This window comes from uncultured Rikenella sp., from assembly GCF_910577125.1.
Taxonomy (GTDB): Bacteria; Bacteroidota; Bacteroidia; order Bacteroidales; family Rikenellaceae; genus Rikenella.
In genome coordinates this window covers 1-7,415 of sequence record NZ_CAJTMN010000096.1, presented here as the reverse complement: position 1 = coordinate 7,415, position 7,415 = coordinate 1, and the positions used below count along the sequence as shown (strand labels likewise).

General features: G+C 59.6%; 6 protein-coding genes and 1 pseudogene. 4 read left to right on the top strand and 3 right to left on the bottom strand.

Annotated elements, in window-relative coordinates; genetic code table 11:
- Nucleotides 1-423: 423 nt before the first annotated feature.
- Together QZ292_RS10390 and QZ292_RS10385 are read right to left on the bottom strand one after the other, a co-directional pair.
- Nucleotides 424-552 (bottom strand): LysM domain-containing protein, encoded by a 129-nt coding sequence (locus QZ292_RS10390; RefSeq protein WP_365331435.1) that lies wholly within the window; start codon nt 550-552, stop codon nt 424-426.
- 198 nt (nt 553-750) lie between these two features.
- Nucleotides 751-1,113, bottom strand: a pseudogene (locus QZ292_RS10385) (M23 family metallopeptidase); the annotation flags it as partial.
- 1,383 nt (nt 1,114-2,496) lie between these two features.
- Here QZ292_RS10385 and trxB point away from each other — a divergent pair.
- Nucleotides 2,497-3,426: a thioredoxin-disulfide reductase gene (trxB, locus tag QZ292_RS08745; protein WP_294600625.1), complete on the top strand. Its 930-nt coding sequence runs from the start codon at nt 2,497-2,499 to the stop codon at nt 3,424-3,426.
- A 341-nt stretch (nt 3,427-3,767) separates the two neighbouring features.
- A complete protein-coding gene (locus QZ292_RS08740; protein WP_294600623.1) occupies nt 3,768-4,436 on the top strand; it encodes an inorganic pyrophosphatase in 669 nt (222 codons plus the stop codon).
- A 62-nt stretch (nt 4,437-4,498) separates the two neighbouring features.
- Here the strand turns inward: QZ292_RS08740 and QZ292_RS08735 are convergent, their stop codons facing one another.
- Complete coding sequence (locus QZ292_RS08735; RefSeq protein ID WP_294600621.1) at nt 4,499-5,611, bottom strand: hypothetical protein; 1,113 nt, start codon at nt 5,609-5,611, stop codon at nt 4,499-4,501.
- 79 nt (nt 5,612-5,690) lie between these two features.
- Between QZ292_RS08735 and QZ292_RS08730 the strand changes: the two genes are divergently transcribed.
- Complete coding sequence (locus tag QZ292_RS08730) at nt 5,691-6,293, top strand: LemA family protein (protein WP_294600619.1); 603 nt, start codon at nt 5,691-5,693, stop codon at nt 6,291-6,293.
- 24 nt (nt 6,294-6,317) lie between these two features.
- A complete protein-coding gene (locus tag QZ292_RS08725) occupies nt 6,318-7,142 on the top strand; it encodes a TPM domain-containing protein (protein WP_294600617.1) in 825 nt (274 codons plus the stop codon).
- Nucleotides 7,143-7,415: the final 273 nt, after the last annotated feature.

Sequence of the window (7,415 nt, the reverse complement as noted above, 5' to 3'; positions counted from 1 at the left end):
TCTTTGGGCCGGGAGTTGTAGCGCGCTTAATGCAATCACAACCTTTGGCGCGCTATAACCCCGACCCAAGAGATTCTCGAAGACTGAGGACTGCGGAGCCTGAGGAGTAGCGTAGCTATCTGAAAGTTCTTTGGGTACCTTTCTTTCAAGAAAGGTACGGTTCTGTCCAGCTCAAAGAATGGTATGGAAAACAGATTAAATCATTGAATAGAGAAATGAGTCAGGATACGATAGTTTGGATAGTCGTCGGATTGTGTGCCGTTATAGGGCTTGTGTGGGTGCTACGGAGGTTGCGAGGGAAGAAATCGGGCTGCGGCTGCGGTTGCGAGGGGTGCTCTGCCGCGAAGAAGTCCGGAGAAAACGGGAGCTGCGGCCGGTGCTGAAACACCGCCGCAGCTCCCGTCTGATTTTAGGGTGTCGAGGTTACCGAATCTTCAGCCGTTTGCCTAAGGGCAGCGTCGCCTCGCGGTTCAGGTTGTTCAGTGCGCAGAGGTTGGCCACCGTCGTGCCGAACCGCCGTGCGATGCCCCACAGCGTATCTCCCGACCGCACCGTATAAGTAGTCGTTGTCGAAGTCGTCGAGCTCGTCTTGCTGCCGCCCGAAGCGCCCGCAGAATCGCCGGAACCGGTATCCTCGCGATCCGTCGCCTGAGACGGTGCCAGACCGCTCGCCCGGTTTTGCGCCACGATGCGTCCGTTGGCCTGTTTCGTCACCGAGAGCACCCCGTCTTGTAACCGGTGATTGTGGTAGTCGATCACTAAGGCCGGGTTGATGTGTTGTCCCTGGATCCGGACTTCGAAGTGGCAATGTTCCGTCGTCGCCCGTCCCGTGCGTCCGATGAGGCCGATCGGATCGCCCGCTCGCACCACGTCGCCCACCTGAACCAGGTTGCGCGTGTTGTGCGCATAGAGCGTCTCCAGCCCGTTCTTGTGGCGGATCACCACGCAGTTGCCGTATCCGCTGTAGAGCTTCGACATGCGCACCGTCCCTGCGAAAGCCGCCCGAACCGTGTCGTTTTTCACCCCTTTGATGTCTACCCCCGTGTGCACGCCCCGTCCCCGCGGCCCATATCCCGAAAGGAAACGGCCCGGATAGGGATAGCAGAAACGTTGCTCGTTGAGTACCACGACGAAGCGGTTGTTTCCCTTGCCGAACGGGTCGTAGTACGAGAACTTGACGTGTTCCGTCTCGTTCGGCTGGAACTGGTGCACTGGCGGAGCGATTGCTGTGACCGTCCCCTCCTTGGCTGCCGCCGCTTCCGCCTCGTCGACGACCGTATTTTCCTCTTTCGGCGTGTTGATGAAGGCCGGTGTCGGTTTGTCTCGCACCGTCGCGTCCGGCATGGTCAATGCCCGGGCTAAAGCCGAAAGCTCCGAGTCGTCCGAATTTTGCGTTTCGCCTTGGGCCGGGACGCCCTGTAAAGCTTGTTCAGGCTGCGATTCTGTGCTGTTCTCCTGTGTAGCCGGCTCTTCCGGGTAGGTATTTTCGCTCTCCGTTTCTGTCTCAGCCGATTGCGCTCGGCGCGTCGTCGCTGCTGCCATCGTCCGCTGCTGTTCCGCCTTGGCCGCTTCCGCCGCTTTGGCTTGTGCCTGACGCTCGGCCAGCAGGCGCCGGGCTTCGGCTTTTCGCCGTTTGTCCAAGGCCCGCTGCTCCTTGGCCGTCATCATCGGCGTGACCTCCGACACTTGTGTCACCGCGCCCGATACCTGTTGCTGCCGGGGCGGTCGGACGGAAGCCTGAGGGGTTGTCGCAGTCTGCACAGAGGCTTGTACCTGCTGTGGTGCCGCAGCTTCCGGAACGGGTTGCGGAGCTGTTTCTTCCTGCTTGGGTGCCGGCTGCGGTGTCGGTTCCGGCGAAGCGGCCCGCCGTGTGACGAACGAAATGTTCTTCATCTGAGCCGCCGACGCTTCGGTGGCTTTCGGAATCCCCAGGCCGCCTCGCACCGGCCGTACCGGTTCGTTTTCCCGTTCGGCGGCCGCCCGCTGCTCCTGGGCCCGGAGCCGGGCCTGCTGCCGCGCCTGACTCCGGGTCTGCTTGGGTACCGGAACCGATGGCGCAGCCGACGGAATCGACTGGGTGACGTAGTTTCTCGGGGCGATCACTTCGGCCTGCGACCGGGCGACGGTGCCTTCGCTGTTGCTGCGCGGCCCCCGGGTGTACTCCTGTTTCGGGATGCGGCTCGGGGTGGGTGCTTCGCTCCGGGTCTCGGTCATCAGCCGCTCGCTGCGCACGACGGTCGATTGCGAGTAGTTGTCGAACGAACGGGTCAGCAGTCCGGTGGTCGTCACCGGAGCCAGTTTCGGGGTACAACTCGTGAGCCCGATACACACGGCGCCGATCAGCCACCGAACCGGTCGGATGCCTTTCGGATTTCTATGAGAAAATCTTTCCACGTTGCAAAGATAGTGAAACCCGGGCGAAATCATTAACTTTGCGATTGCGAACGTCCGGAGAAAACGGCGGGTCGGTGGCGTGTAAATTCAAAAATGCGATATATGAGCGAACTTATTAAGTGTCTGATTGTCGGCAGTGGGCCGGCGGGCTATACGGCGGCGATCTACGCGGCCCGGGCGAACCTCGCGCCGGTGGTCTATGAGGGGATCGAACCGGGCGGACAGCTGACCACGACGACCGAGATCGAGAATTTTCCGGGCTATCCGGAGGGAATAGCCGGAACGGCGATGATGGAAGACCTCAGGAAACAGGCCGAACGGTTCGGTACGGAGGTGCGCTTCGGGGTGGTGACGAAGCTCGACCTGAGCGCGCGCCCGTTCGCGGTGGAGATCGACGGCGGAACGACGACGTTGCGGGCCGAATCGATCATCATCGCGACGGGGGCGTCGGCGAAGTACCTCGGGCTGCCGTCGGAACAGAAATTCCGGGGGATGGGGGTCTCGGCGTGCGCCACGTGCGACGGGTTTTTCTACCGCAAGAAGGATGTGGCGGTGATCGGCGGGGGCGACACGGCGTGCGAGGAGGCGACTTATCTGGCTTCGCTGTGCCGGCAGGTCTATCTGGTGGTGCGCAAGAACTATCTCCGGGCATCGAAGGCGATGCAGGAGAGGGTCTTCACGACGCCGAACATCGAGGTGATTTTCGAACACAACACGAAAGAGGTGCTGGGCGACGAGAGCGGGGTCACGGGCATGCTGCTGGCTTCCAACGACGGAGCGGAACGGCGGGTCGATGTGGACGGTATATTCCTGGCGATCGGCCACCATCCGAATACGGAAATCGTCAAAGGACAGCTCGACCTCGACGAGCAGGGGTACATCCTCACGCATCACGGACGGACGAATGTGCCGGGGGTGTTCGCGGCGGGGGACGTACAAGACCCGCATTACCGTCAGGCGATCACGGCGGCGGGTTCGGGGTGCATCGCGGCGCTGGAGTGCGAACGATTCCTCGCGGAACATACATTGTAATTTAATTGTTCGATTATCGTTCTTTGCCCTGTATGGAACTGTACCTTTTCTGAAGAAAAGGTACCCAAAAGACTTTTGGAGGATGCTACGCATCCTAAAGCTGCCGGCGGCCCAGTTCTCGGACTTTCTTTGGGCCGGGGATTCTTCCGGGGCGCGTGGGGTAATTCCCGCATTATCGCGCCCCGGAGAACCCCGACCCAAAAGCAATCGCAGAGACTGAGGACTGCGGAGCCTAAGGAGTAGCGTAGCTAACTAAAAGTTTTTGGTGCCGCTTTTTCCAAAAAGCGGCAGTTCTCTGCGGGTAGACACGGATAATAGAACGAATATAAAGACAGAGAGATATGTCGAAATTGATGGACCCGATTGTGGGTCAGTTGATGGGATTGCGTTACAAGTCCCATCCGTGGCACGGCGTGAATATCGGCGATGAAGCGCCCGATAAGGTGACCTGTTTTATCGAGATCGTCTCGACCGACACCGTCAAGTACGAAGTCGATAAGGAATCCGGATATCTTTTCATCGATCGGCCGCAGAAATACTCCAATACCGTCCCTGCCCTGTATGGGTTTCTGCCCCAGAGCTATAGCGGCGAGCTCGTGGCCCAGCTCAGCAACGAAGCCTTGCAGCGTACCGACATCCACGGCGACGGCGACCCGGTGGACGTGTGCGTGTTGACCGAGAAGACCATTACGCACGGCGATATCCTCGTTCACGCTAAGCCGGTGGGCGGCATTCGGATGATCGACCACGACGAAGCCGACGACAAGATTATTGCCGTGTTGAAGCACGATGCGGTCTACGGCAATATCGATGACGTGTCGCAGCTGCCCCCGCTGGTGGTGGAGAGGTTGCGGCACTACTTCCTGACCTATAAGGACTTGCCGGGCGCCAAGCGGAATGTCGAGATTACCCACATCTACGGGGCCGACGAGGCGAAAGAGGTGATCCGGCGGTCGATGCAGGACTATCACAACCGGTTCAACAACTTGGAGGCGCTGCTCAAGTTGTAGCTGCGGCTCGGGGAAAATATGCGCGCCGGCCTCTTCGGGACAAGAAGAGGTCGGCGCGCGTTTTATTGCGGAAGTTCCGGTAACCGGAAGCGAACGAAATACCCCTCCAACGTCTTGTCATCCAGCGCGAAGGCATACAGATAGCGGTCGTCCGGCGAGACCGTCGGAAAACAGACCGGACGATCCAACGAATAGGTCGCCAGTGGCCGACCGTTCCAATCCATCACGAAGATTTCCCGGACGTAGCCTGCGCCGTAGCCGTTCCGCGCGATCGACGCCTCCCGGTTGAGGCGGTCGATCCGCGGGTCTGCACAGTAGACCCTTCTCTCGGTGACGCTCAATTGATAGCCGTTGTCGTGGTTCGCCGTAAAACGAACCCGGTCGCGCCCCTGCGGTTCATATTCGGGAATCTGGCAGAAAGGCTGCTCGATTTGCTGCGCTTTTCCCTCTTCGACCTCAAACAACAAGACCAATTTCGAATTGGCATTGGAATAGGCGAACCGATTCCGTGTCGGATGCTTCGCGACACTGCCCATATAGGTTTCTGCCCGTTGCCCATAGGGCATGGAACCGCGGTCGTCCGGATAGGGAATATCCAGCGCTTCCCACGCCTCGCGGCGGGTGTCGTACAGCGAGAAGAGGCCGTTGTGCCCGTCGAACGCCTGGGCGATGCAGAGGGTGTCGTCGATCGGCACGAGTTCGTAGGCCGGGATAGGATTCGTTTCGCCATAACGTTCTTTCTTCCAGCTCGATAGGTCGAACAGCCGTGCCGACGAATCCAGCGGGATGCGGATCGAATGTCCCAGCGGATTGTAAGCGACTGCGACGAGTGTTCGGGAGTTCGGAAAATAGAACGCCTCCGCATCGGTCGCCTCCCACGGGCCGCGCCCCTGTTGCAGAAACGAACCGAGAAACAGCAGAGAGTCGTGTTTCGAACGGTAGACCGAGAACAGAGCGTCGTCGGTCGCTCCCTCGAAAATCAGGAGGTCGTCGGCGAACAGGAAATCACCCTCCCCGTAGATCGGCCGGTCCCACGACACGGTTTCGGCAGTCAGCCGGTAATTCGTTGTTGTGTCCCACCGCTCTTCGCCCCAGCGCTGCCCGGAGCCGGGTGTGCAGCGAAGGAAAAACAGGCAGATTCCGATGGCAATGACTCGGCGCAGGTGGTGGGGCATATGGCGGGCTGATTTTTCGACAGAACAAATATAATTTAGAATGATTATATTTGTAGAACTCAAAAAACGAAAACAAACGATGAAGAAAGGACATTGGATACTGATTATCGTGCTGGTGGCGATCGTGGCGATAGCGGCGGGGATTTACAGCTGGATCAAAGGCAATTACAACGGGCTGGTGGAACGCAGTCAGGAGGTTGCGGCGCAGTGGGCCAACGTGGAGAACCAGTATCAGCGGCGGGCCGACCTGATTCCGAATCTGGTGGCGACGGTCAAGGGATATGCCGCGCATGAACAGGCGACGCTCGAAGGGGTGATCGATGCGCGGGCCCGGGCGACGCAGGTACGGATCGATTTCGACGATTTGAACGAGGAAACCTTGGCCAAATATGCCCAGGTGCAGGGCGAACTCTCGTCGGCGCTGAGCCGGTTGATGGCGGTTTCGGAAGCCTATCCCGATCTCAAGGCGAACCGGAACTTTACCGATCTGCAGACTCAGCTGGAGGGAACCGAAAACCGGATTGCGACGGAACGGAGACGCTACAACGATGCGGTGCAGGCTTATAATGTGTATGTACAGCAGTTTCCGCGCAATCTGATTGCCGGCATGTTCGGCTTTACGCCGAAGACGTTCTTTGCGGCGGAAGCGGGGGCGGAACGGGCGCCCAAGGTGGAGTTTTAACCGTTTTTTCGGGTGTTTCGCAGGATGACGGGTCGTTGTATCAAGCGATGGAGGCTGCTGCTGGCGGGAGTGTTGCTGTGGGTGTGCGGCGGTGTGCGGGGGCAGGCGATTCCGCAGCCGATGTCACCGCCGCGGCTGGTGAACGACTATGCCCACCTCTTTTCGCCGGAGCAACAGCGTGTGTTGGAGGATAGTCTGGTGGCTTTCGATGCGGCGACTTCGACCCAGATTGCGGTCGTGACGGTCACCGATCTCGACGGCTGGCCGGCGGCGGAGTATGCCACGCGGATTCTGGAGCAGTGGGGGGTCGGAAGCCGGGAGCATGACAACGGGGTGGTGCTGTTGGTCAAACCGCGGAACCGGTACGGTCGGGGCGAGGCCTTTATCGCGGTGGGGTATGGACTGGAGGGGGCGCTGCCGGATATCACGGCGGGGCGGATCATCGATGACGAGATGATCCCGTATCTGCAGCTCGATCCGCCGGATTATTATGCGGCGGTAGCGGCGGGTACGGAGGCGATCCGGGCGGCGGTGCGTGGAGAATACACGGCGCCGGAGCGGGAAACGGGAGAAAAACTCGGTCTGCTCGATGGGGTGACGTGGCTTTTGACGATCGGGGTGGTGGTTTGGATGGTGGTTATATTGGTTCGTGCTTACCGAAAGGGCGGCTCGGACGATGACGATTCGAATACGTGGGGAGGTGGCGGTAGCGGCGGCCGAAGGGTTTATCGGGGACGACCGATGATGTTTCCGCCGATCTTCGGCGGTGGACATGGCGGCGGTCTCGGTGGCTTCGGCGGTTTCGGGGGCGGGAGAACGGGGGGCGGAGGTGCCGGTCGCTCGTTTTGATGACTGTAACCGTTCGTTTGTCTGTGTCTACCCGCAGAGAACTGCCGCTTTTTGAAAAAAGCGGCACCAAAAACTTTTAGTTAGCTACGCTACTCCTCAGGCTCCGCAATCCTCAGTCTTCGAGATTGCTTTTGGGTCGGGGTTCTCCGGGGCGCGTAGGGTAATTCCCGCATTATCGCGCCCCGGAAGAATCCTCGGCCCAACAAATCATCCGAGAACTGGGCCGCCGGCAGCTTTAGGATGCGTAAGCATCCTCTAAAGTTTTTCTGGTTC